At 67.3% G+C, this 20,554-nt stretch carries 25 protein-coding genes; 10 read left to right on the top strand and 15 right to left on the bottom strand.

The window, feature by feature from the left end:
* Positions 1-118: 118 nt before the first annotated feature.
* Positions 119-841, bottom strand: coding sequence for a phosphoglycerol geranylgeranyltransferase (locus ACTF4R_RS07660; protein WP_440007261.1), 723 nt, complete (start codon positions 839-841; stop codon positions 119-121).
* A gap of 70 nt (positions 842-911) precedes the next feature.
* Entirely contained in the window at positions 912-3,416 is a 2,505-nt protein-coding gene (locus ACTF4R_RS07655) for a DNA topoisomerase I (RefSeq protein WP_440007260.1), read from the bottom strand.
* A gap of 102 nt (positions 3,417-3,518) precedes the next feature.
* Between ACTF4R_RS07655 and ACTF4R_RS07650 the strand changes: the two genes are divergently transcribed.
* A complete protein-coding gene (locus ACTF4R_RS07650) occupies positions 3,519-3,911 on the top strand; it encodes a rhodanese-like domain-containing protein (RefSeq protein ID WP_440007576.1) in 393 nt (130 codons plus the stop codon).
* Positions 3,912-4,020: 109 nt separating this feature from the next.
* Entirely contained in the window at positions 4,021-4,779 is a 759-nt protein-coding gene (locus ACTF4R_RS07645; protein ID WP_440007259.1) for a CPBP family intramembrane glutamic endopeptidase, read from the top strand.
* A 12-nt stretch (positions 4,780-4,791) separates the two neighbouring features.
* On the opposite strand, the gene ACTF4R_RS07640 is transcribed toward ACTF4R_RS07645, so the two are convergent.
* Positions 4,792-5,256, bottom strand: coding sequence for an NOB1 family endonuclease (locus ACTF4R_RS07640; protein ID WP_113274939.1), 465 nt, complete (start codon positions 5,254-5,256; stop codon positions 4,792-4,794).
* A complete protein-coding gene (locus ACTF4R_RS07635) occupies positions 5,257-5,502 on the bottom strand; it encodes a PRC-barrel domain-containing protein (protein WP_113274938.1) in 246 nt (81 codons plus the stop codon).
* A gap of 207 nt (positions 5,503-5,709) precedes the next feature.
* Between ACTF4R_RS07635 and infB the strand changes: the two genes are divergently transcribed.
* The 3 genes from infB (at position 5,710) to ACTF4R_RS07620 (ending at position 8,975) form a co-directional block, all read left to right on the top strand.
* The gene (gene infB / locus ACTF4R_RS07630) at positions 5,710-7,515 is read left to right on the top strand and encodes a translation initiation factor IF-2 (protein ID WP_433626764.1); all 1,806 of its coding nucleotides are present in this window, start codon (positions 5,710-5,712) and stop codon (positions 7,513-7,515) included.
* Between the two features lie 203 nt (positions 7,516-7,718).
* Positions 7,719-8,666: a WD40/YVTN/BNR-like repeat-containing protein gene (locus ACTF4R_RS07625; RefSeq protein ID WP_440007258.1), complete on the top strand. Its 948-nt coding sequence runs from the start codon at positions 7,719-7,721 to the stop codon at positions 8,664-8,666.
* 78 nt (positions 8,667-8,744) lie between these two features.
* Positions 8,745-8,975: a DUF8015 family protein gene (locus ACTF4R_RS07620; protein ID WP_433626761.1), complete on the top strand. Its 231-nt coding sequence runs from the start codon at positions 8,745-8,747 to the stop codon at positions 8,973-8,975.
* Here ACTF4R_RS07620 and ACTF4R_RS07615 read toward each other — a convergent pair.
* Positions 8,956-9,336, bottom strand: coding sequence for a DUF5811 family protein (locus ACTF4R_RS07615; protein WP_433626759.1), 381 nt, complete (start codon positions 9,334-9,336; stop codon positions 8,956-8,958). The genes ACTF4R_RS07620 and ACTF4R_RS07615 overlap by 20 nt on opposite strands.
* Before the next feature lie 109 nt (positions 9,337-9,445).
* A complete protein-coding gene (locus ACTF4R_RS07610) occupies positions 9,446-9,847 on the bottom strand; it encodes a VanZ family protein (RefSeq protein WP_440007257.1) in 402 nt (133 codons plus the stop codon).
* A gap of 100 nt (positions 9,848-9,947) precedes the next feature.
* Here ACTF4R_RS07610 and ACTF4R_RS07605 point away from each other — a divergent pair, with 100 nt between their 5' ends.
* Complete coding sequence (locus tag ACTF4R_RS07605; RefSeq protein WP_440007256.1) at positions 9,948-10,502, top strand: GMP synthase subunit A; 555 nt, start codon at positions 9,948-9,950, stop codon at positions 10,500-10,502.
* Positions 10,503-10,573: 71 nt separating this feature from the next.
* Here ACTF4R_RS07605 and ACTF4R_RS07600 read toward each other — a convergent pair whose 3' ends face one another.
* Complete coding sequence (locus ACTF4R_RS07600) at positions 10,574-11,818, bottom strand: aminotransferase class V-fold PLP-dependent enzyme (RefSeq protein ID WP_440007255.1); 1,245 nt, start codon at positions 11,816-11,818, stop codon at positions 10,574-10,576.
* Between the two features lie 188 nt (positions 11,819-12,006).
* Here ACTF4R_RS07600 and ACTF4R_RS07595 point away from each other — a divergent pair, with 188 nt between their 5' ends.
* Positions 12,007-12,186 (top strand): hypothetical protein, encoded by a 180-nt coding sequence (locus ACTF4R_RS07595; RefSeq protein WP_113274931.1) that lies wholly within the window; start codon positions 12,007-12,009, stop codon positions 12,184-12,186.
* Here the strand turns inward: ACTF4R_RS07595 and ACTF4R_RS07590 are convergent, their stop codons facing one another.
* Positions 12,187-12,477, bottom strand: coding sequence for a DUF424 domain-containing protein (locus tag ACTF4R_RS07590; RefSeq protein WP_440007254.1), 291 nt, complete (start codon positions 12,475-12,477; stop codon positions 12,187-12,189).
* On the bottom strand, positions 12,474-13,271 hold the full coding sequence (locus tag ACTF4R_RS07585) for a tetratricopeptide repeat protein (RefSeq protein ID WP_440007253.1): 798 nt from the start codon (positions 13,269-13,271) through the stop codon (positions 12,474-12,476). Before ACTF4R_RS07585 ends, ACTF4R_RS07590 begins: the two co-directional genes overlap by 4 nt.
* Positions 13,272-13,505: 234 nt before the next feature.
* On the opposite strand from ACTF4R_RS07585, the gene ACTF4R_RS07580 reads away from it, so the two are divergent.
* On the top strand, positions 13,506-14,066 hold the full coding sequence (locus ACTF4R_RS07580; RefSeq protein ID WP_049969372.1) for a TATA-box-binding protein: 561 nt from the start codon (positions 13,506-13,508) through the stop codon (positions 14,064-14,066).
* A gap of 39 nt (positions 14,067-14,105) precedes the next feature.
* Positions 14,106-14,456 carry a DUF7473 family protein gene (locus ACTF4R_RS07575; protein ID WP_440007252.1) on the top strand — a complete coding sequence of 117 codons (351 nt, stop codon included), beginning with the start codon at positions 14,106-14,108 and terminating at the stop codon, positions 14,454-14,456.
* Between the two features lie 66 nt (positions 14,457-14,522).
* On the opposite strand, the gene ACTF4R_RS07570 is transcribed toward ACTF4R_RS07575, so the two are convergent.
* From ACTF4R_RS07570 to ACTF4R_RS07545, 6 genes are all read right to left on the bottom strand, one after another.
* Positions 14,523-15,959, bottom strand: coding sequence for an arylsulfatase (locus ACTF4R_RS07570; protein WP_440007251.1), 1,437 nt, complete (start codon positions 15,957-15,959; stop codon positions 14,523-14,525).
* Between the two features lie 114 nt (positions 15,960-16,073).
* The gene (locus ACTF4R_RS07565; protein WP_440007250.1) at positions 16,074-16,367 is read right to left on the bottom strand and encodes a DUF7967 family protein; all 294 of its coding nucleotides are present in this window, start codon (positions 16,365-16,367) and stop codon (positions 16,074-16,076) included.
* 123 nt (positions 16,368-16,490) lie between these two features.
* Positions 16,491-16,832, bottom strand: a complete 342-nt coding sequence (locus tag ACTF4R_RS07560) for a CHY zinc finger protein (RefSeq protein WP_440007249.1) — start codon at positions 16,830-16,832, stop codon at positions 16,491-16,493.
* Positions 16,833-16,879: 47 nt separating this feature from the next.
* Complete coding sequence (locus tag ACTF4R_RS07555; RefSeq protein ID WP_440007248.1) at positions 16,880-17,830, bottom strand: aminopeptidase; 951 nt, start codon at positions 17,828-17,830, stop codon at positions 16,880-16,882.
* 57 nt (positions 17,831-17,887) lie between these two features.
* The gene (locus tag ACTF4R_RS07550) at positions 17,888-18,712 is read right to left on the bottom strand and encodes an ABC transporter permease (protein ID WP_440007247.1); all 825 of its coding nucleotides are present in this window, start codon (positions 18,710-18,712) and stop codon (positions 17,888-17,890) included.
* Positions 18,709-19,380, bottom strand: coding sequence for an ABC transporter ATP-binding protein (locus ACTF4R_RS07545; protein WP_440007246.1), 672 nt, complete (start codon positions 19,378-19,380; stop codon positions 18,709-18,711). The genes ACTF4R_RS07550 and ACTF4R_RS07545 overlap by 4 nt, the downstream gene beginning before the upstream one ends.
* Positions 19,381-19,513: 133 nt before the next feature.
* Here ACTF4R_RS07545 and ACTF4R_RS07540 point away from each other — a divergent pair, with 133 nt between their 5' ends.
* Entirely contained in the window at positions 19,514-20,527 is a 1,014-nt protein-coding gene (locus ACTF4R_RS07540; RefSeq protein ID WP_440007245.1) for a type II glyceraldehyde-3-phosphate dehydrogenase, read from the top strand.
* The last annotated feature ends 27 nt before the right edge of the window (positions 20,528-20,554 follow it).

The raw sequence follows: 20,554 nt of genomic DNA, 5'->3' as shown, positions 1-20,554 counted from the left end.
ACGAATCCAAGTGGCCGCGGACGCCGCTCCCCGTCGCTCCGGTCCGCGCGGCGAAGAGCGGCCGCTCCGGGCGAAGACGGCGGTCGGAAAAGGCCCTGGAGGTCGGTCGCTGGGACGTCTAGGCGGACTCGGCCTGGGCGTGGATGGCGTCGCGCGCGCCCTCGACCGTCTCGCGGACGGCGTCGACGCCTTCGTCGTGGACGAGATCGCCGACGACGACGGTGTCGGCGTACTGCGCCATCGTGTGCGCCGACTCGTAATCCCGGATGCCGCCCCCGTAGAACAGCGTCGCCTCGTCGAGCGAGTCCTGGGCGGCCGCGACGACCTCGGGGTCGCCGAACGTGCCCGAGTACTCGACGTACACGATCTCCTGGCCGAGCATGTGCTCGGCGATTTCGGCGTAGGCGGCGACGTCCTCGGGCGTCTGGTCGCAGTTGGCCCCGGTGAGGTCGGCGACGCTCGCGTCGGGGTTCATGACGACGTACGCCTCCGTGGTCGTCTTCTCCCAGTCGACGTCGTCGATGCGGGCCCACTCCTTGTGCGCGCCCGTGATCCAGGACACCTCGCCGGCGTTGAGGACGATGGGGACGAGGTAGCCGTCGAGAGCGTCGTCGTCCACGACGACCGCCGGATTGCTCGGCTCCTGGTACACCGGCACGTCGTACTTCGCGCAGGCGTCGATGACCCGCTGCATCTTGTCGGCGGTCATGTCGAGCGTGCCGCCGATCTCCAGCGCGTCGGTGCCGGTTTCACAGACGTCCTCGAACGTCTCCCCCTCGACGAGCGTCTTGTCCGGGTCCAGTTTGACGATGTGGTTCCAGTCGTTCCAGGGCGCGGTCATAGCTCTCCGTACATAATTGCGGGCTATAACAGCTTCGAAACCACCTTTCGCTACGACTGCGAACGGGGAGTCAGTCCGCCTTCGCCTGCCAACCCCGGAGTCTGTCCTCGCTGACGCCGCTCACTTCCGACGCGACGGTCTCTACCTCGGCGTCTTTGAGGTCGTCGACGCTCTCGATGCCGGCCTGGGAGAGCTTCTCGGCGGTCTTCGCGCCGATGCCGTCGATGGCTTCGAGGTCGGTGCCCGACTCGTTCTGGCGCTCCTGGTACTCCTGGTAGTTGCAGATGGGACAGCCGAGTTCCCAGGGCTCGTCGCCGCTGTGGACGACCAGTTCCGGCAGGTCGTGGTCCTCACAGCGCTCGTCGGTCACCTCGATGTCGCCCCGGCGCGGCAGCGGTAGCGAGTAATCGCAGTCCGGGTACCGGGTACAGCCGACGAGCCGCGACCCGTTCTGGAGGTGCTTGATGGCGAGTTCGCCGCCCTCGCCTCCTTGCTCCTCCCCCTCCCCGCACTCGGGACAGACGCCGATGACGCGGTCCTCCTCCTCCTCGGCCTCCTCGGCCTTGCAGAGCGGACAGCCGTGAACGAACGTCTGGCGACCGGCGAGCATCTTCACCTCTCGTAGGTCGTGGTCGTCGCAGGTCTCCTCCAGGATGAGCGGTTTGCCCTTGTTCGGGAGCGGGAGCGTGTACGTGCAGTCGGGGTAGCCGTCGCAGCCGACGAAGTACGAACCGTTGCGGCTCTGGCGGACGAGCAGGTCGTCGCCGCTCTCCGGACACGGTCCCAGAATCTTGTCCTCCTTCAGCGACTGCTGGAGCTGGTCGCCGATGTCCTCGCGGGACTCCTCCAGTTCGTCGAACACCTGTTCGAGCATCTCCCGGGACTCGTCGGCCACGTCGTCGAGGTCGGCCTCCCCCTCCGCGATGGCGGTCATGTCCTGTTCGAGTTCGCGGGTCATCGTCTCGCTGACGACGAGGTCGGCGTAGTCCTCGGCCGCCGACACGACGGCCTCCGCGAGCCGCGTCGGGCGGGGCGGGTCGCCCTCCAGGTAGCCGCGGTCGTACAGCTTCTGGATGGTGTTGTGTCTCGTACTCTTCGTCCCGATGCCCATCGTCTCCATCTTCTCGATGAGCCGCGACTGGCCGTACCGGCGCGGCGGCTGGGTCTGTTTCTCCTCGAACCGGGCGTCGGTGACGGACAGTCGCTCGCCCTCCTCGACGTCCGGCACGTAGTTCTCGCTGGTGTTGAAGTAGGGGTAGACCGCGTGGTAGCCCTCCTCCAGCAGGCGCTTTCCGTTGGACTTCAGCGAGAGGCCGGACGCGTCGGCGACGACCTTCAGGTGCTCCCACTTCGCGGCGTCGGCGACGGTGGCGAAGAACCGCCGGACGACGAGTTCGTATATCTCCCACTCGTCGTCGCCGAGTTCTCCCTTCGTCGGCACGTCCTCGGTCGGGTGGATGGGTGGGTGGTCGGTCGTCTCCTCGTCGCCCTCGGTCGGCTCGATTTCGTCCGCGTCGAGCAACGAGTCGGCGTCGTCGCCGAAGTGGTAGTCGCTCGAGAACGTCTCCAGGAGTTCCTCCGGGTCCAGGTCGTCGGGGTAGACGGTGTTGTCGGTCCGGGGGTAGGTGACGTACCCGGCGGTGTAGAGGTCCTCGGCGACGCTCATCGCGCGCTGGGCGGAGTAGCCGAGGCTGCCGGCGGCGCGGATGAACTGTGTAGTGTTGAACGGCGCGGGCGGGTCGTCGGTCCGGGTGCGTCGCGAGACGCGCTCGACGGTCGCCTCGGCGGCCGACTGGAGCGTCTCGAACGCCGATTTCGCGTCGTCCTCGTTCCAGACGCGCTCGGCCTCGTTGCCGTCCTCGTCGCGGTAGAAGTACTGCGCCTCGAACTCCGTGTCGGCTTTCAGCAGGTCGGCGAACAGCTCCCAGTAGTCGTCCGGCTCGAACGCCTGTATCTCGCGCTCGCGGTCGACCATGAGCTTCAGCGTCGGGCTCTGGACCCGGCCGACGCTGATGAAGTCGTCGCCGAGCTGTCGCGCCGAGAGGGAGAGAAATCGGGTGAGCGCCGCGCCCCAGACGAGGTCGATGACCTGCCGGGCCTCCCCGGCGGCGGCGAGGTCGAAGTCGATGTCGTCCGGGTTCTCGAACGCCGACGTGACCTCGTTGTCGGTGATGGAGGAGAACCGGACGCGACGGACGGGCACGTCCTCGTTGACCTCGCGGACGAGTTCGTACGCCTCCTTGCCGATGAGTTCGCCCTCCCGGTCGTAGTCCGTCGCGATGGTGACGGTGTCTGCGTCGCGGGCCAGCAGCCGCAGGGTCCGGACGATGTTCTCCTTCGTCGGCTTCTTCTCGACGTCGGCGTCGATGAGTTCGACGGGTTCGACGTTGCGCCAGTCGCTGTACTCCTCCGGGAAGTCCACGCCGACGACGTGGCCGGAGAGCCCGATACAGCGCTTGCCGCCCCACTTGTAGACGTTGACCCCGTTGCGTCGCTCGGTCTCGGCGGTGTCGCCGCTCAGGATGTCGGCGATTCGCCGAGCGGCGTTGTTCTTCTCGGTGACGATGAGTTCCACTACGGCTCACCCCCGTCTCGTGTCCCAGCAGTCATCGGCCTCCGGTAAGGTCACTGCGCTGGTAAACGTTTCGCCGGGACCCGCGGACGTCGAGCGACGACGATTCGGCGGCGAGAGCGGCCGTCCGGCGCGACGAGCGACGAAGCGCCCGCGAGCGGACGAGAGCGACCGGGGTTCGACGCCACGTACGTCAGTGAGATAGTACTTCTCCCGGGACGGTGGCCGCGCTCGAAGTCGGAACCGCCCGGGAACGGCGGTCGACGACGGGCGACCGCAGCGACCCGAGAGCACCGGGAGCGACGACGTGGCAAGTCGCGCCGCTTTCTGCGTCGCGCCACCGCCGAGGGAACGCGAGACTGGGACGACGAGGTCGTCGTCGCCTGTTACATCGGCGAGAGCTCCGTGCAGGCCGCCCGGCTCATCGACCACTACAGCGACGCCAACGTGGCGAACATGGCCGGCGGGTACGAGGCCTGGGACGGGCCGCTGGAGTAGGACGCCGGACGGTTCGACGCCGACGGACTCCCCAACCGACCACGGCGGCGTCGTCATCCGTCGAGCAGCAGTCGCAGGGACTTTAGCCGACGGGGCCGTGGCTGCGACCATGACAGATGGCACGGCGACCGGGGCAAGCGGGGACGCTCGCCAGTCGCGAAGCGTCGCCAGCATGGTCTTCGCCGTCCTGCGGAGCGGCGCGCTGGGGCTGTCGGGGCTGCTGGCTATCGCCGTCTGGACGACGATACTGCTCGGCGTCTTCGGCGACGTCGGCCCGAACCTGCGCCTCGGACTGTCGGCGGTGGCGCTCGGGCTCGGAACCGGGTCGGTCGCGCTCCTGTTCCTGCTCGGTCGGGGGATGGGACTGTCGTACCTCGACTTCCGGGTACCGGACTGGCGCGGTCTCGGGTACGCGGTCGGGGGCGTCGTCGCGCTGTTCGTCCTCCAGGTCGCCGTCGCCGTGGCCCTCACCCAGGTCGGCGTCCAGACCGCCGACCACAGCATCGAACAGACCGCCCAGCAGGGCAACCCCCAGATGCTGCTCGTCCTCATCCCGGCGTCGTGGCTGCTGATCGGCCCGGGTGAGGAGCTGCTGTACCGCAACATCATCCAGAAGTCGCTCTACGACACGTTCTCCAAGCGCGGTGCGCTGGTCGTCGCCAGCGCCATCTTCGCGCTGGCGCACATCCCCGCGTACGCCATCGGGTCGACGCTCGCCGCGACGGCGGGGACGCTGGTCATCATCTTCCTGCTCTCGCTCGTCCTCGGCTTCCTCTACCTGCGCACCGGGAACCTGACGGTGTCCGCGCTCGTCCACGGCACCTTCGACGCTATCATCTTCGCCGCGATGTACGTCAGTATGGTCTGATTTCCGCCGCTCTCAGGCGTTCGAGGGGTTCTTCCGCGAGAGTTCGCTGCCACAGATGGGACAGCGAGGCTTGTTCTCGTCGAACTCCCGCCCGCAGCCCTGGCACTGGAACAGCCACTCGCGTTGCTCCTCGATGCCGTCCTGGGCGATCACCTCGACGGCGATGTCCATGCGCTCGGCGACGTTCTGCATCGCGTAGTCGTCGGTGACCAGCGTCCCGTCGAGTTCGAACGTCGCGGCGATGAGGCGAACGTCGGTGTCCGAGAGTTCGTCGAAGTCGCCGGTCTCCCGGGCCGCCCGGCCGACCTTCTCGACCGCGGCCTCCTGGGGGATGTGGATGTGCATCCCCGACCCTTCCATGGCGTCGAACCGGAAGGCGTGTTCGCCCTCCAGTTCCTCCTGGACCATGGGAATCGAGGCCGTCTGTTCGGTGGTGTGGTACTCGTTGATAAAAGCTGAGGCGTCTAGAACGTACATTTACCGCTGAACGACGATGTAATCTTTGACCGCCTGGACACGTTCGACTGGGAGTTCGAAGTTCCCCTCCTCGTCGACGGCGAGGTCGGTGCTTTCCGCGTCGATGCGTTCGTCGGGTTCGATGACGAGGTCCGCGAGTTTCCCCGTCTTCAGGTTCACCGTGATGTTGTAAAGCATTCCCAGTTCCGTGCCGTCAGACCCCATGACGGCCTTCCCCGAGAGGTTCTCCGCGAGTATGTCCGGCATACGTGCCGTTACCGATTGCTCATATATAAACTCCACGGGGTTTCCGCATCTCGCCGGGACGCCCACGTCCGCCGCCGAACCGCGTCGAACATCTCGTCGCGCACGAACGTTCATCGCCGTCCACGCCGGAGCGCGCTGGTTCGTGACGATGGAGTTAAATGCCGTGCGCGGTTGTTCTCCGATAAGAACTTCTCCCGGGTGGTAGCTATGTCTGACACCGACCCCTCACGGAACGATACGCGCTCCCTCAGGACGCCGATAGTCGCGGTCCTCGGGCACGTCGACCACGGCAAGACGAGTCTGCTCGACAAGATTCGTGGCTCGACGGTCATCGAGGGCGAGGCGGGAGCGATTACGCAACACATCGGCGCGACCGCGGTACCGCTGGACGTGGTGTCGAAGGTCGCCGGACAGCTCGTCGACCCGGAGGACTTCGACCTGCCGGGCCTGCTGTTCATCGACACGCCGGGCCACCACTCGTTCACGACACTCCGGTCGCGCGGTGGGGCGCTGGCAGACATCGCCATCCTCGTCGTCGACGTGAACGACGGGTTCCAGCCCCAGACCGAGGAGGCGATAAACATCCTCGCCCAGTCGCAGACGCCGTTCGTCGTCGCGGCGAACAAGATAGACACGGTGCCGGGCTGGAAGCCGAACGAGAACGCACCCATCCAGCAGACCTACGACGACCAGAGCGACCGCGCCCGGTCGACGCTGGACGAGCGCCTGTACGAACTCATCGGCGAACTCAGCGACGCCGGCTTCTCCGCCGACCTCTACTGGCGAGTCCAGGACTTCCAGAACAACGTCGGCGTCGTTCCTGTCAGCGCCGAGACGGGCGAGGGCGTCCCCGACGTGCTCACCGTGCTGATGGGGCTCGCCCAGCGCTACATGCGCGAGGACATGGAGATAGACGTTGCCGGCCCCGGGGCCGGTACCGTCCTCGAGGTCAAAGAGGAGAAAGGCTTCGGGACGACCATCGACGTCGTGCTGTACGACGGCACCGTCGAGGCCGACGAAACCATCGTCGTCGGCGGGGCGAACGAGCCCATCGTCACCGACGTGCGGGCGCTGTTGAAACCGCGGCCGCTCGCCGAAATCCGGACCGAGGACCGCTTCGAACAGGTCGACTCCATCGCGGCCGCGTCCGGCGTGAAGATAGCCGCTCCCGACCTCGACGCGGCGATGGCGGGCGCGCCCGTACGGGTGGTCCGCGACCGCGAGATAGACGCCGTCATCGAGGAGGTCAGCGCCGAACTCGCCGAAGTCGAGGTCGAGACCCAGGACGAGGGCATCGTCGTGAAAGCCGACACGCTCGGGAGCCTCGAGGCCATCGTGAGCGCGCTGGAGGAGGCCGAGATTCCGGTCATGCGCGCCGAGGTCGGCGACGTCGCGCCCCGGGACGTGAGCGTCGCCACGACCGCCGACGAGGACAAACACCGGACGATACTGGCGTTCAACGTCGGGATACTCCCCGACGCCGAGGACGCGGCCGACCAGCAGGGCGTCCGTCTCTTCCAGCGCGACGTGATATACCGGCTGGTCGAGGAGTTCGAGGAGTACGTCGACGAACTGGAGCGCGCACAGCAGCAGACGGTCCTCGACAACATCACGCGACCCGCCCGGTTCCGCATCCTCGAAGACCACGTGTTCCGCCAGAACGACCCCGCGGTCGTCGGCGTCGAGGTGCTGTCGGGGACCGTCCGGAACAACGCGAACGTCGCCAAGTTCGAGGGGAACCAGCCGACGCGCGTCGGCTCCATCAAGGGCATCCAGGAGCAGGGCGAGGACGTCGACGAGGCCCGGAGCGGCAACCGCGTCAGCGTCGCCATCGACGGCCCGACCGTCGGCCGCCAGATAGAGGAGGGCGACGAGCTCTGGATCGAGATTCCCGAGAAGCACGCCAAGATACTGGAGCAGGAACTGGACGACGACATCCCCGTCGACGAACTCGAAGCGCTCCAGATGTACCTGGACAAGCAGCGCAAGCGCGACCCCTTCTGGGGGAAGTGACCGCGGAGAACGGGTCGGTGCCTCCGCTCGGACCTTAATTTTTTATCCATCGTTCCGTATCGAACTCGGTTTCCGGCCGTCGAAGGGAGAAAAATCCGATTGCCGGGCGTGTCAGCGTTCGTGGCCCGGTTCTAAAAGGTGTGAAGAGTGCGAACGGTGCTCCGGTTTGAAATGGGTGCCGTCGCTTGCCGCCGACCGGAACGATGAACGGACACGACGTGACGAGACGACGTTTCCTGCAGGTGTCGAGCACGGCCGTCGCGGCCGGTGCGGTCCCTGCGGCGAGTGCGAGCGAGAGCGACTGGTCCACCGCGGAGACGCCCACGGCGAGTACCCTCTACGACGTGGAGTACACCGCGAGCGGCGCGTACGCGGTCGGTGCCGGCGGCGTCGCCCTCCACCGAACCGGCGAGGGCTGGCGGACGGCGTTCGACGGCGGCGTGACGGGCAACGGTAACTCGCTGTACGGCGCGGACGTGACCGACGACGGCGAGCGCCTCTGGGTCGTCGGCGCGAGCGGTGCGGTCGGCGAGTACGACGTCGAAACCGGCGACCTCCGGAGCCACTCCGCGCCCACTGGCAGCACGAACAACTTCAACGACGTGGCCGTCACCGGCCCGGCGGGCGAGGCGAACGTCTACGTCGCCGGCGACTCCGGAAAGATATACTACAGTTTCGAGAACGGCGAGGACCAGACGTGGGAGTACGTCACTCCCGGTAGCGGCTCCGCCGTCTCCGCCGTCGACTTCCACGACGTGCGCGCGGGGCACGCCGTCGACACGAACGGTCGAGTGTTCCAGACCACGGACGGAGTGACCTGGAACGGCGTCGGCATCGGCGACGCCAACGTCACGTTCTACGGCGTGGACAGCGACGCTCTCGACGACGTCCGGGTGTCCGGCGGCGGCGGCAAGGTGTTCCACTACGACGGTGCGCAGTGGACGTCGACCGACCTCGGCGACGCCGGACTGAGAGACGTCGAGTCGGAGAACGGCGACGGATTCACCGTCGGCGGCGGCGGAAAGCTCTTCGACCAGACGAACGGAACGTGGGCGCAGGACCGGACGCCGACCGGCCAGAACCTCGAGGCGGCCGTGCGGGGTAGCACCGACGTCGCGGTCGGTGCCGGCGGAATCGTCCTCGAACGCTGAGTCCCGACCGCTCGCTTTCTTTAAGTGGGAGGTAATATTTTTGTGGACGGCGGTAGAAGTACGAGACGGTGGTGGACAATGACGGGTCGCACGAAATTCAGTAGTCGCATCGCCCGGTGGACGCGGACGTTCTCGTACTACGACCTCGTCCTGTTGCTGGTCCCACTTCCGTTCCTGGTCGGACTGTTCGCGGGTATCACGCTGTCGGTTCCGCTGCGAGTCGGCGTGACCACGGCGGGCGTGGTGTCTGCGCTGCTGGTCGCAGACGCCGTCTTCCGCAACCCGCCGATCAACGGGCAGTCGGCGTGATCTTGTTCTGCATCGCCTGCTTGACCTGGAGGGCTGCGCTGGCCGCGAGTCCGCGAGCGACCTCGTCGCGCTCGTCCGCACCGATGAGCGCGTCCTCGCCGTCCAGGTCGCCGGTGTCGGGTTCGAACCCGGCACTGACGGGGCGACCGACGGGGGGCTGGACGGAGACGGTGGCCTGTGGTCCCGTCGCGTTCGTGGTCACCTTCGAGCCGACGACGTACTCGTCCGGGAGGAACTCCCGGGTCAGCGTGGCGATGTCGGCCACGTTGTCGCGGAGGGCACGCTTCTGGTCGGCAGTGAGATCGTCGAGTGAAACGTCGGAGACGTCGGGAGCGCCGGCGTAGGGGGTGTTTCCGTTCATGTGGTCGATACCCACCGTTATGGGTGACCACGATAAAAACCCGTCGCCGTCGGAAGTCCGCGGCGACCGACCGTCGAAACGGGCCGAGCGAGGGCGTTCGCCGTCTCCCTCAGGATTGCGAGGACGGGGGCGCGGCGGACCGACGGCGACCGATCGCCCACCAGCAGGCCGCGGCCAGCACCGCTCCCGCAGCGTTCGCAGTCGCGTCGAGCGGGTCGAGAGTCCGCGCCGACAGCGGCCCCTGGAGCAGTTCCATGCCCACGCCGTAGGCCACGGCGCCGCCGGCGGCGAGCGCGGCGGTCCCGACGGCGCTTCGTCGCCGGAACGCGGCCGCCAGCGCCAGACCGAGTGCGGCGTACCCCGCCGCGTGGAACCACTTGTCCCGGGAGACGACCCCGAGCGGACCGGCCGCACCGACGCCGACGTCCGGCGCTGCGAGAAGGGAGAAGTAGGCGAGGACCGTGGCGACGAGGGCGACGACGACCAACCGAACGCGTTCTGAACCTTTCACTTCTGGGACGTGACGACAGCCACGAAAGTAGGTTTCGGTCGGCGGTCCGGCGAGCGCGACGACGAGCCCTTTTTACGACAGCCATCCCTACGCCCCGGCAATGACCCGAATCCTCGTCGTGGACAACCACGGCCAGTTCACGCATCTCGAACATCGGGCGCTCCGCGACATGGGCGTCGAGACGGAACTCATCGACAACGACACGCCGCCGGCTGACGTCGACGCCGACGGCCTCGTTCTCTCCGGCGGCCCCTCGATGGACGACGTCGGCAACTGCCCGGACTACCTCGACATGGACGTGCCCGTGCTCGGCATCTGTCTCGGCATGCAGGTGATGGCGGCGGTCCTCGACGGCGAGGTCGGCGAGGGCGACTACGGCGGCTACGCCGACGTGACCGTCGACATCGACGACGACGACGACCCCGTCGTCGGCTCGCTCGCGCCCGAGACGCGCGTCTGGGCCAGCCACGCGGACGAGGTGAAACGGGTTCCGTCGGGCTTCGACCGCGTCGCCTCCAGCGACGTCTGCGACGTGGAGGCGATGAGCGACGCGGACCGCGACCTCTACGGCGTCCAGTGGCACCCCGAGGTCGCCCACACGGAAGAGGGCGAGGCGGTCTTCGAGAACTTCCTCGCGGTCTGCGAGTCGCACTGACGGCGTCGCTCTCGTTCTCTCGACGGTCGCGCGGTCGGCGGCGCTGCCGCGCCAGAAGGAGTTCGGAGACGCTACGCGAACAGCTGGCGGGCGTCGTCGATGGCCGCGACCAGTTTATCTATCTCTTCGTGGGTGTTGTAGATGTAGAACGACGCGCGCGCCGTCGCGGCGACGCCCAGCTTGTCGTGCAGCGGTTGCGTACAGTGGTCGCCGGCGCGGATGGCGACGGCGTGGTCGTTGAGGATGCTGGAGAGGTCGTGGGCGTGGACGTCGTCGACGGTGAACGAGACGAGTCCCACGCGGTCGTCGCCCGGCGGGCCGTAGACCGTCACGTCGTCGTGTTCCGTGAGGCGGTCGTAGGCGTACTCCGACAGTTGCTCCTCGTGGCGCTGGATGCGCTCCATGCCCACGTCTTCGAGGTAGTCGACGGCCGCCGCGAGCGCGATGCCCTGTGCGATGACGGGCGTCCCGGCCTCGAACTTCCAGGGCAGTTCGGCCCACGTCGACTCCTCGAACGTGACGCGCTCTATCATCATCCCGCCGTAGAGGTACGGTTCCATCTCCTCGAGGAGATGCTTCTTGCCGTAGAGACAGCCGATGCCGGTCGGGCCGAGCATCTTGTGGCCGGAGAAGGCGTAGAAGTCGGCGTCTATCTCCTCCACGTCGACGGGGCGGTTCGGCACCGCCTGCGCGCCGTCGACGAAGAAGAGCGCGTCGTGGTCGTGGGCGAGGTCGGCCAGGTCGGAGACGGGGTTGACGGTGCCGAGGGTGTTCGAGACGTGGACGGCGTTGACGAGTTGGGTGTCGTCGGTTATCATCTCGGCCGCGGCGTCCATGTCGAGGTACCCGTCGTCGGTGACGGGGATGTACTTCACCTCCGCACCCGTCTTCTTCGCGACCTGCTGCCAGGTGACGAGCGAGGCGTGATGTTCCATCTCCGTGAGGACGACCTCGTCGCCGGGACCGAGTTCGTTCAGCCCCCACGCGAACGCGACGAGGTTCTCGCTCTCCGTGGTGTTCTTCGTGAACACCATCTCCTCGCGGCCGCCGCTCGCGCCGACGAACTCCGCGAGGCGGTCGTGGGCATCCTCGTAGGCGATGGAGGCCTCCTGGCTGAGATGGTGGAGCCCCCGATGGACGTTGGCGTTCGTCTTCCGGTAGTAATCCGCGATGACGTCGACGACCGGGTCGGGCGTCTGGCTCGTCGCCGCGTTGTCGAGGTAGACGACCTGGTTCCCCTCGAACTCTCGTTGAAGGATAGGGAAGTCCTCCCGAATTCGCTCGACGTCGAGCGCGTCGGACTGTTGAGTTTCCATTAGGCGAACCTAAGCGTTCGAGTCAAAACACTCCTTCGGTCCGGCAGAGCTCGCGAAACCGAAACCGGTTACGCTCGCCGGCGAACGGGCGGCGTGCCGGCGAACGCGACGCCACCGACCCGCCGAGCGGTTTCGCGGCCCGTCGAACCGGAGAACACGGTTAAGCCGTTCCGGGTCCATCCGTCCACATGGTCTCCAATCGACGAATCGTCGCTAGCCTGCTGTTCGCGGGCGTCGGGTTCGTCGGTGTCGCCCACACCGTCCTCGCCTTCGCGTTCGACACCGGCCTGGCCCCCATCGGTATCATCGTCGCCGGCTTCAGCTTCCTCGGACTGGTCGCGGTCAACGTCGTCGCGCTACTGGACTAGCTACATCCGGAGGAACTGGGCGTGCCGGGTCGCGTCGAGGTCGAGGACGTTCGCCTCGTCGACGAACCCCTCCTCGATTGCGAGCGCGACCGCCTCCGTGCCGACGATGTTGGCCACGGCCGCCCGCGAGAGGCTGTCGATCACTTCGGCCGCGTCGACCTGCTCGCCGCCGTAGAACTCCTCGGTGACGGTCAGCGACACCTCGCCGTTCTCGAACGTCTCCCCGAGCACGTCGTCGTCGCAGACCGCGACGAGCAACCCCTCGTCCGTCTCGCGCTCGCGGAGGATCATCGCTGGGCGCGTTCGGACTCCTGAACGAGTTCCTCTTCGACGCGCTCGCGCATCTCCTCGGCCTCCTCGGCGACCGTTTCGGCCTCCTCGTACTCGCCCAGTTCTTCGAGCGCGCGGGCCTTCTCGTCGAGGACCTCGGCGCTGCGCAGTCCGAGACGGATGGCGTTGTCGAAGGAGTCGAGCGCCTCCTCCGCGAGACCGCGTTCCAGCAGGAAGAAGCCGCGGTTGTACCACGCCTGCGGGAAGCGTTCGTCGATCTCGACCGCGCGCTCCGCGTGTTCGAGCGCCTTCTCGCTGTGGCCCGACTCCCAGAGCGCGTACGCGAGGTTCGTCTCGGCGTCGGCGGCGTGCTCGCCCGACGGCAGGCGCTGCTCGGTGGCGTCCGGGTCGCGCTCTATCTCGGTCTTCTGGTCGATGTGTAGCGCCTCGCGGTACGCGCCGATGGCCTCGTCCCACTCCTCCAGTCTGGCGTGGGCCGTCCCCTTGTTCACCCAGGCCTCCTGCTCTTCGCTGCTTCCGTCCTCGGCGTAGCGGGCCGCGCGCTCGAACGTCTCGGCGGCCTGCTCGAAGCGATTGATGCTGATGTAGTTCAACCCCACGTCGATGAGGCTCTCGACGTCGACCTCGTCGTCGGGGATGGCCTGTTCGTCCAGCAGGTCGGTGACGACGCGGGAGTCGACGGGGTCGACCTGGTCCGGATCCACGTCGAGTTCCGGCGGGTCGATGTCGAACTCCTCGTACGGGTCGTCGAACCCGCCACCCTCGGAGAACTGGTGGTCCTTCTCGTCGGTCATTACTGCTCGATTGGGGCGGCGTACTGTTAAGGTCTGCGCCATTCGGCCGTCAGCCCGCATCACCCGCAGTTTCGCGCTGGAAGCCGAAAACCGGCAAGAGCGTGGGGCGCGCGAGACCCCTGATAAAGGAGACGCCGGAAAACCAGCCGCAGAAACCCTGATAAACGCCGTCCGTGACCTGTCAGTGGGGACTACCAACCTTTATAAACCTTAAATACGTCATTTAAGTCGCGTATGACCGACCCCAAGGAAACCATCAACATTGAAAACGTGGTCGCCTCGACGGGCATTGGGCAGGAACTCGACCTCCAGAGCGTCGCCATGGACCTGGAAGGCGCGGACTACGACCCCGAGCAGTTCCCGGGCCTCGTCTACCGCACGCAGAACCCGAAATCGGCCGCGCTCATCTTCCGCTCCGGGAAGATAGTCTGTACCGGCGCGAAGAGCACCGCCGACGTCCACGAGAGTCTCGAAATCGTCTTCGACAAGCTCCGCGAACTCAACATCGAGGTGAACGAGAATCCCGAAATCGTCGTCCAGAACATCGTCACCAGCGCGGACCTCGGTCGGAACCTCAACCTCAACGCCATCGCCATCGGCCTCGGCCTCGAGAACATCGAGTACGAACCCGAGCAGTTCCCGGGCCTCGTCTACCGCCTCGACGAACCCGAAGTCGTCGCGCTGCTGTTCGGCTCCGGCAAACTCGTCATCACCGGCGGCAAGAAGCCCGAGGACGCCGAGCAGGCGGTCGACAAGATCGTCTCCCGGCTCGAAGAACTCGGTCTCCTGGAGTAAATCGGCACGCCCAAGCCGTCCCGCTCTCGAGTCTCACATATGCCACTGCTGGGCGAACTGACCCCCATCGTCGGGACCTATCTCCTGCTGGCGGGGTTTCTCACGCTGACGGGCCACATCGCCGCGCGCAACGTCCTCGGTGACGTGCCGTTCACGCGCGCGCTCGTCGTCGGCCCGGCGCTCGCGATACTTCCCTTCTTCCTCCAGCGGTACTTTCCGCCGCTCGTCGTCTTCATCGCCGTCGCGCTCGACGCCACCATCTTCCATCTCGTCTACCGGTTGAAGTGGCGCACCGCCGGGTTCGTGACGTTCATCCACGTCACCGTCACCGTCCTCGCCAGCATCGTCATCGGCGGAATCCTGTATCTCGCCTCGACCGCCCCGACCTGACCGACGGCACCTCGCTCGGTCGCGGGACCACATCTGCGTTCGGGAGGACCCGTCACCGAGCCTCGCTTACGCGGACGGCCGGTCGGCTCCCCGGGGCTGTAACGCTTCGCCATCGCTGTACCCCTCCGGGTGGTCCGCCAGTCGTTCGACCAATCGCTCGCGGAAGGACTCGACCGTCTCGTCGTACTCGGAATCGTCCGAGAGATCGACCTCCTCGCCTGGGTCCGCTCGGACGTCGAAGAGCAGTTCGTCGTCGGTGACTGGATTCCAGACGTACTTGTAGCGCTCGCCGACGAGATACTGCGTCGCGTTTTCGTCGTGGTAGATCGGCCCGTGCTCGCCGTGATAGCAGTCGCGCCAGTCGGGGTCGTCGCTGTCCCCGGTGACGAGCGTGAGGAGACTCCGGCCCTCGACCGTGTCGGGGATATCGACGCCGGCGGCGTCGAGGAACGTCGGCATGAGGTCCTCGAGACCGACGGGACGGTCGACGACTCGCCCGCGTTCGACCGCCATTTCGTCGGGGAACCGTACCACCAGCGGTACCCGGGCCGACCCCTCGTAGGCGTAGGTCTTCCGCCAGAGGAGGTGGTCGCCGAGCATATCGCCGTGGTCGCTGGCGAAGACGACCAGCGTGTCTGCGAGTTCGCCGATGCGCGAGAGCTTCCGCAGCAACCGGTTGACCTGGTGGTCGACGTGGGTGATGGAGCCGTAGTAACCCGTTCGAGCGCGGCGGATCGTCGTCGGCGAGAGGTCGGCACACCACGCCGACGTCTTCGGGTAGTCGGGGACGTACTCGCGATACGTGTCCTCGGACCACTCGCCCTCGTAGGGGGTGGGAAGGTCACGTTCGGCGTACATGTCCCAGTAGCGCTGTGGCGGGTCGAACGGCTGGTGGGGGCGGACGTAGGAGACGCAGTGGAAGAACGGACGGGTCGGGTCGCGCGTCTCGAAGAACTCCAGGGCGCGGTTCGTCGTCCAGTTGGTCGGGTGTTCGTGTTCGTCGAGGTGGGAGGGTCGCGGGTCCCAGGAGTTGCGTCCGATGCCGTGCGAGATTTCGCCGTACTCGCCGTCGCTCCGTCCCTCGATCCACTCGGAGTAGTCGTCGGGGTCGGTGAGTCCGGCGTGGAGTTCCATCTGCTCGAAGCCGAAGTGATTACGCTGCGGGAGCGAGTGGGTCTTCCCCGTCAGGCGCGTCTGGTAACCGGCGTCACGCAGCAGCCTCGGAAGCGGGTTCTCGAACTCCCAGTCGTCGGTCGTCCAGTTCGTACAGCCGTTGGTGGCCGGAGTCTGGCCGGTCCAGAGACAACGCCTGGCCGGAATCGAAGACGGTGCCGGCGTGTACGCCCGCGAGAACAGCGCGCCGTCGCCCACGAGCTGGTCGACGTTCGGCGTGTGGACGATCGAGTAGCCGTCGTCGTCCGTCGGACACGCGGGGTCTGCGCCGATGGCGTCCCCGCGGTGCTGGTCGGTCATCACGAACAGGACGTTCGGTCGGTCGGTCACGAACGGGCAGTGTTGTCAATGGGCAAAATAGCTTCGGGCGTGTCCGCACCGGACACGCACTGACGGATTCAGACGACGGAGCGGTTCGGCGGAGGCCAGAACGCCACCGGTCGCCTAAATCGGGTCGTCGGGGTCGTGCTCGTCGGCCATCCGGGACGCCTCCGCTGCGTAGCGCTCGCGCGTCTCCTCGTTCTCGACGTGCCCCGTCTGCTCCGGGGCCACGTCCAGCGCCGCCAGCGTCGGCCGGGCAGCACCCGTGAAGCTCGGCAGGGCGCGCTCCTTCCGGAAGTACCGCCCGCCGTCCGGCGTCGCGTAGATGAGGATGATGAGGTTCTGTTCGTCGTCGGAGTAGGTTCGTTCGACCAACCAGACCCGAATCGTCTCCCGGTCGGACACAGTTTCGGTCACGTCCGGACGTACGAGCCCCGGACGGATAACTTCGCTCCGCTCGCGGAAACGGACGCCGGTGGGACGCGAGCGGGAGCGTCTCCATCGGAAACAGTCGACGCTCGCGGCCACCGAACGTCGGCCTCAGTGGGACCCCTCGAAGTACAGGTCGTAGTGGTCGGCACAGCCGGGGTTGAACGCGGTCCCGCACGACGGACACGTCGACCCGCAGTCGAGGTACGTCGAAATCGCCAGCTCGGTCCCGCAGACGCCACAGAGCACCGCCTCGACGCTGCGCTCGTCTCGCGACCAGCGCTCCCGGTCGTGGTCGGCGACCGCGTCGTGACACCGGAAGCAGGGGAAATGCTCCCCGCAGCAACGAAACCGGACGGCGACCACGTCGCGCTCGGAGTCGTAGTGGGCACAGCGCGTCTCCGGCCCGACGTCGACGCCGCGAACCCGGTGGCCGTGAACGTCGCGCTCCATCGGGAGTCAGGGTCGCCGCGACTCGGCGGCCGCCCCGTCTCGCGACGTCACCGCTCGACCTCGGGGAGGTCGACCTCCTCCCCGTCCGCGTAGACGGTCGGCTCCCGGAGGATGCCGTCCAGGTGGACCGGCGCATCGGTGTCGCCGCCGATGCCGGCGTCGTCGCCGATGGCGATGTGGACCGTGCCGCCGGCCTTCTCGTCGAGCAGGACCGACCCGACCAGTTCCGTCACGGCGGTGTTCGTCCCGATGCCGAGTTCCGCGAGGTTGTAGGCGTCGTCGCCCACCTCCTCGGCCGCGGTCTCGACCTGGGAGCGAATGTCGTCGTCGCTTATCTCCGTGACCCGACCGTCCTCGACGACGAACTCCAGCGTCTCGCCCGGCGTGAGCAGTCCGTGGGGCATCATCGTCCCGTCGACGACGTAGCGGCCGTTCGCGTTCTCGGGACTGACGAACACCTCGCCCGCGGGGAGGTTGGTGAAATCGCCCGCCTCGTGACAGAGACCGGTGTCGGCCAGCCAGTCGCGGTCGCCGGGTTCGAAGGTGATGTCGGTGCCCTGGGGGGAGGTGACCCGGATTTCGTCGGCGTCCTCCACCTGTTCGAGCACGGCCACGCAGTGTTCGCCGATGGCGCGGTAGTCGGCGTCCAGCCCGGTGACCATGACCTCCTCGGTGATGCCCGGGAGGGTGGCCGCGCGGACGCCCGCCTCCGTGGCGGCGCCGCGAGCGCGGGTGTGGCTCAGGCTCTTGGTCGTCGGGGCCAGGACGACGTCGGCGCTCTTCATCGCGGCGGCGACCGGTTCCGGCGGTTCCTCGCCGTGCTGGTCGCCGACCGGATAGCGCGCGACGGTCGCGTCGTCGGTGACCTCGCGGGCCGCGTCGTACAGGGCCTCGCCGATGTGCCGGCGCTCGTCGTCGGTGACGACGACGCAGGACTCGTCGGCTGCAAGCCCCATACACTGGTCGACGGCGGTTCGGGCCGCGTCTTCGAGACTCATGTTCGGCGGGTCGTCCGGCGAGGGGTTATGTTTTCCCTTCCCAGCCCACTCCGGCGGCTACTCGCCGACCGGGCGGTCGGCGTCGTCGCCGGCCTCCCCGAACCGCTTCAACTGCTCGGCCTCGGTGAACGCGTACCGGCGGACCAGGAGCGTACTCGTCATGCTCGTCAGCCCGCCGGCCGCGAACAGCATCGCCATTATCACGAACTGGTACTCGGCGGCGTAGATGGGGTTGGCGCCCGCGAGGATCATCCCGGACATCATCCCCGGAATGTAGACGAGGCCGAGGCTCTTCAGCGAGTCCACCATCGGGATGAGCGACGCCCGGACGCTCGTCGTCACGTAGTCCGAGATGACTCGCCCGGGCGGAACGCCCAGCGCGAGCACCGCCTCTATCTCGCGGCGGTTCGACGCGACTTCGCCCCTGAACCGGTCGAGCGCGAGCGAGTTGGTCTTCATCGCGTTCGCGATTATCATCCCGCCGACGGGGACGAGGTTACGGACGGTGGGCTCTATCGCGCCCGCCGCGAGCATGGTGACGATGACGACCCCCGCTCCGAACAGGATGCTGACCAGCGACGCGCGCAGCACGCCCGGGACGCCCTCGCCACGGTCCTTCGATATCCAGGCCGCCACCGCCATCATGGCCAGGACGACCCCGCCGCTCCAGACGAACGGGACGGAGAACAGGACGCCGATGAACGCCCCCATCGCAACAACCTGGACGAAACCCCGGACGAAGGCGCGGCCGAGTTCGGATTCGAGGTCGAGGCTTCGGCGGTACGACACGGCGAGGACGACGAGCGCCAACAGCGACGCGACGGCGACCTGGAGGAGTCCTTCGAGCACGACCGGCTCTGCGACCCGGTCGAGCAGCGTCACGCGACAACCTCCTCCACCGGACCGACGGCGGTCACGCGACCCGCCTCGAAGACCGCGACGCGGATCGCGAGCCGCCTGGCCTGGTCGCGGTCGTGGGTGACCAGCACGTACGTCAGGCCGAGTTCGGCGTGTAGCTCGTCGAGCAGTCGCTCCACCGTCGCTTCCGACACCGCGTCGAGGCTCGAGGTGGGTTCGTCGAGCAGGAGGACCTCCGGTCGGTTGACGACCGTGCGGGCGATAGCCACCCGCTGTGCCTCGCCGCCGGAGAGCGTCGCGACGTCGCGCTCCCTGTACCCGCCGAGGCCGACGCGGACGAGCACGTCCTCGACCGTCTCGTCGTCGACGGCCTCGCCGCGCAGACGCGGGCCGACGGAGACGTTCTCGCCGACGGTCCCTGCGCGGAGGGCGGGCTGTTGCGGAACGTACCCGACTCGGTGACGGAGTTCCCGCGGCGGGACGTCGCGGTAGTCGACGCCGTCGAGGTAGACCGTTCCTGCGGTGGGTTCGTCGAGCCGGTTCAACAGGCGGAGAAAGGACGACTTCCCGGCACCCGATGGGCCGACGATTCCGAGGACGTCCCCCCCTTCGACCGTCAACGAGACGGAATCGACGAGGCGGTCGCCGTCGACCGTGCGGGAGAGTCGCTCCGTTCGTAGTTTGGCGACCATCCTCCCGAGAGTACGTCGCGGAGCAATTTGTGTCCGCGCCCGACCGCGGCCCACATACTTACTCGGTGGAGAGTTAATTTCCCTCAATCAACCCCGAAACCATTATGCGCGAGAGGGCCGGACACCTATCCGCATGCTACAGGTCGGCATCAACGGCTACGGGACCATCGGCAAGCGAGTCGCGGACGCCGTCCGCGCCCAACCGGACATGGAGGTCGCCGGGGTCGCCAAGACGCGGCCGAACTTCGAGGCGGAGCGGGCCGTCGAGAAGGGGTACCCGCTCTACGCCGCCGTCGAGGACCGCGTGGACCGGTTCGACGACGCCGGCATCGAACTCGCCGGGATGGTCGAGGAACTGGTCGAGGACAGCGACGTGGTGGTCGACGCCTGCCCCTCGGGAATCGGCGAGCAGAACTCGGAGATGTACGACGAGTACGACACGCCCGCGCTGTACCAGGGCGGGGAGTCGGCGGACTTCGTCGACGCCAGTTTCAACGCTCGCTCGAACTTCGAGGAGGCGGTCGGGGCCGACCACGTCCGCGTCGTCTCCTGCAACACCACCGGCCTCTCGCGACTCGTCAAACCGCTCCGCGAGGAGTACGGCGTCGAGAAGGTGCGCGCGACGCTGGTCCGGCGCGGCGGCGACCCCGCCCAGACCGGTCGCGGCCCCATCAACGACATCCTGCCGAACCCCGTTTCGCTGCCCTCCCACCACGGCCCGGACGTCCAGACCATCTTCCCGGACCTCGACATCGACACGCTCGGGCTGAAGGTGCCGGCGACGCTGATGCACATGCACAGCGTCAACGTCTCGCTCGACGCCGAACCCGACGCCGACGAGGTTCGGGACCTGCTCGAGGGCGAGTCCCGACTGTTCGTCATCCCCGAGCACTTCGACATCGACGGCGCGGGCAAACTCAAAGAGTACGCCCAGGACGCCGGCCGACCGCGCGGCGACATCTGGGAGAACTGCGTCTGGGGCGAGTCGGTCACGACCGAGGGCAACGACCTCTACCTCTTCCAGGCCATCCACCAGGAGAGCGACGTGGTGCCCGAGAACGTCGACGCCATCCGCGCCGTGACGAACGCCGCGGACGCCCGCGAGAGCATCGAGACGACGAACGACGCGATGGGTCTGGGCATCTAGTCCGCCAGCACCGTCACGAGGCGGACC

Origin of the sequence: Halomicrococcus pelagicus (assembly GCF_051917725.1) — an archaeon.
Lineage (GTDB): Archaea > Halobacteriota > Halobacteria > Halobacteriales > Haladaptataceae > Halomicrococcus.
The sequence above is the reverse complement of the archived record's forward strand: the minus strand, read 5'-3'. Positions and strand labels throughout refer to the sequence as shown.

Bases quoted from the DNA above. Each gene is read 5' to 3' on its own strand.
- ACTF4R_RS07660 (WP_440007261.1), bottom strand. From the start codon at position 841: ATGACCGCGCCCTGGAACGACTGGAACCACATCGTCAAACTGGACCCG.
- ACTF4R_RS07645 (WP_440007259.1), top strand. From the start codon at position 4,021: ATGACAGATGGCACGGCGACCGGGGCAAGCGGGGACGCTCGCCAGTCG.
- ACTF4R_RS07640 (WP_113274939.1), bottom strand. From the start codon at position 5,256: ATGTACGTTCTAGACGCCTCAGCTTTTATCAACGAGTACCACACCACC.
- ACTF4R_RS07635 (WP_113274938.1), bottom strand. From the start codon at position 5,502: ATGCCGGACATACTCGCGGAGAACCTCTCGGGGAAGGCCGTCATGGGG.
- infB (WP_433626764.1), top strand. From the start codon at position 5,710: ATGTCTGACACCGACCCCTCACGGAACGATACGCGCTCCCTCAGGACG.
- ACTF4R_RS07625 (WP_440007258.1), top strand. From the start codon at position 7,719: ATGAACGGACACGACGTGACGAGACGACGTTTCCTGCAGGTGTCGAGC.
- ACTF4R_RS07620 (WP_433626761.1), top strand. From the start codon at position 8,745: ATGACGGGTCGCACGAAATTCAGTAGTCGCATCGCCCGGTGGACGCGG.
- ACTF4R_RS07615 (WP_433626759.1), bottom strand. From the start codon at position 9,336: ATGAACGGAAACACCCCCTACGCCGGCGCTCCCGACGTCTCCGACGTT.
- ACTF4R_RS07605 (WP_440007256.1), top strand. From the start codon at position 9,948: ATGACCCGAATCCTCGTCGTGGACAACCACGGCCAGTTCACGCATCTC.
- ACTF4R_RS07600 (WP_440007255.1), bottom strand. From the start codon at position 11,818: ATGGAAACTCAACAGTCCGACGCGCTCGACGTCGAGCGAATTCGGGAG.
- ACTF4R_RS07595 (WP_113274931.1), top strand. From the start codon at position 12,007: ATGGTCTCCAATCGACGAATCGTCGCTAGCCTGCTGTTCGCGGGCGTC.
- ACTF4R_RS07590 (WP_440007254.1), bottom strand. From the start codon at position 12,477: ATGATCCTCCGCGAGCGCGAGACGGACGAGGGGTTGCTCGTCGCGGTC.
- ACTF4R_RS07585 (WP_440007253.1), bottom strand. From the start codon at position 13,271: ATGACCGACGAGAAGGACCACCAGTTCTCCGAGGGTGGCGGGTTCGAC.
- ACTF4R_RS07580 (WP_049969372.1), top strand. From the start codon at position 13,506: ATGACCGACCCCAAGGAAACCATCAACATTGAAAACGTGGTCGCCTCG.
- ACTF4R_RS07575 (WP_440007252.1), top strand. From the start codon at position 14,106: ATGCCACTGCTGGGCGAACTGACCCCCATCGTCGGGACCTATCTCCTG.
- ACTF4R_RS07560 (WP_440007249.1), bottom strand. From the start codon at position 16,832: ATGGAGCGCGACGTTCACGGCCACCGGGTTCGCGGCGTCGACGTCGGG.
- ACTF4R_RS07555 (WP_440007248.1), bottom strand. From the start codon at position 17,830: ATGAGTCTCGAAGACGCGGCCCGAACCGCCGTCGACCAGTGTATGGGG.
- ACTF4R_RS07545 (WP_440007246.1), bottom strand. From the start codon at position 19,380: ATGGTCGCCAAACTACGAACGGAGCGACTCTCCCGCACGGTCGACGGC.
- ACTF4R_RS07540 (WP_440007245.1), top strand. From the start codon at position 19,514: ATGCTACAGGTCGGCATCAACGGCTACGGGACCATCGGCAAGCGAGTC.